2 protein-coding genes are annotated in these 1,326 nt (G+C 67.3%); both read left to right on the forward strand.

Annotation, left to right across the window (positions count from 1 at the left end; all coding sequences use genetic code 11):
* The first annotated feature begins 137 nt into the window (after positions 1-137).
* Positions 138-986 (forward strand): phage major capsid protein, encoded by an 849-nt coding sequence (locus LDQ05_RS19550; protein ID WP_226438610.1) that lies wholly within the window; start codon positions 138-140, stop codon positions 984-986.
* A 15-nt stretch (positions 987-1,001) separates the two neighbouring features.
* Positions 1,002-1,326: hypothetical protein (locus LDQ05_RS19555; RefSeq protein WP_226438611.1), on the forward strand; the 325-nt coding region annotated here is incomplete at its 3' end.

Genomic DNA, 1,326 nt, shown 5'->3' on the forward strand with positions numbered 1-1,326 from the left:
TCGCAGGATCCGGGCCGGGATTCCCGACCTACGGTCACGTTGCCTCAGGGAGGCCCTCGCGGAACGGCCAGCGGCCGCCGGAGCGAAATCAACATTCGCCGGCGGCCGTTGTGCTGCCCCGTACCGAAAGGCCAATCATGGCTACCGAAACCACCGTCGATTCCGCGAAGGCCTGGAGCCCGGACGTCACCGCGTTCGCACCGGCCGATGCCATCCCCGACGCACTCATCCTCAGCACATCGACCGTGACCGGCCGCATCGAAGGCGACGAACCCGCCGTGCGAGTCGCGTACGTCGACGACGCCGCCGCCACGTTCGTCGCGGAAGCCGCCGTCATCTCCGAAGCGAACCCGGCACTGTCCGAGGTACTCGTGCACACCGGCAAGGTCGCCCAGCTCGTGCGCCTGTCCCGGGAGCAGTACGGGCAGGACCGCACCGCCGAAATGCTCGCGCAGTCCGTTCGCCGGGCCGTCACCAAGAAAGCCAACGAGGCCTACCTCGCGCAAGCCGCACCCGTCAGTCCCGCCGTCACCCCGCCCGCTGGTCTCGTCAACGTCACCGGCATCGAATCCGGTGGTGCAGTCGCCGCAGACCTCGACGAACTCGTCGACCTGATCGCCACACTCGAAGGCAACGGCGCGACCCCGTCGCACATCCTGCTCGCCCCCGACGCGTGGGCGTCGCTGCGCAAGTTCAAGACCGCGACCGGATCCGCACAGTCCCTGCTCGGGGCCGGCACCACCGACGCCACCAAGTCCCTGCTGGACCTGCCCGTCATCGTCACATCGGCACTGACCACCGGAAGCGGACTCGTCATCGACAACACTGCTGTGGTCTCCGCTGTCGGTGACGTGCAGCTCGCCGTGTCCGATCAGGTGTACTTCGACAGCGACAGCATCGGCGTGCGCTGCACCTTCCGGTTCGGTGCCAACGTCGTGCACCCCGATCGCATCGGCAAGTTCACCGTCACCGACCCCGCCGCGTAAGAGAGGGGCACGACCATGCCCGCAGTGACGATCACACCCGCTGATCTGACCCCGTTCTCGCCAGGCATCGACCCGGCGAAAGCACAGGCAATGATCGACGACGCGCTCGCACTCGCGGGCACGGTCGCGCCCTGCATCCTCGAAGACACCTTCACCAACCCGGCCGCAGCCAAAGCGGTACTGCGCGCCGCGATCCTGAGGTGGAACGACGCCGGCAACGGTGCCATCGTGTCCGAAACCGTCGGCCCGTTCTCGCAGACCATCGACACATCACACACCCGCCGCGGCCTGTTCTGGCCGTCCGAGATCGAACAGTTACAGAAGCTGTGCGGTTCCCAGG

The sequence above is a fragment of the Rhodococcus yananensis genome (assembly GCF_020515525.1).
In the GTDB taxonomy this organism is placed as follows: domain Bacteria; phylum Actinomycetota; class Actinomycetes; order Mycobacteriales; family Mycobacteriaceae; genus Rhodococcus; species Rhodococcus yananensis.

Excerpts from the sequence above, each read along its gene's own strand:
- LDQ05_RS19550 (WP_226438610.1), top strand. The coding sequence starts at position 138 with ATGGCTACCGAAACCACCGTCGATTCCGCGAAGGCCTGGAGCCCGGAC.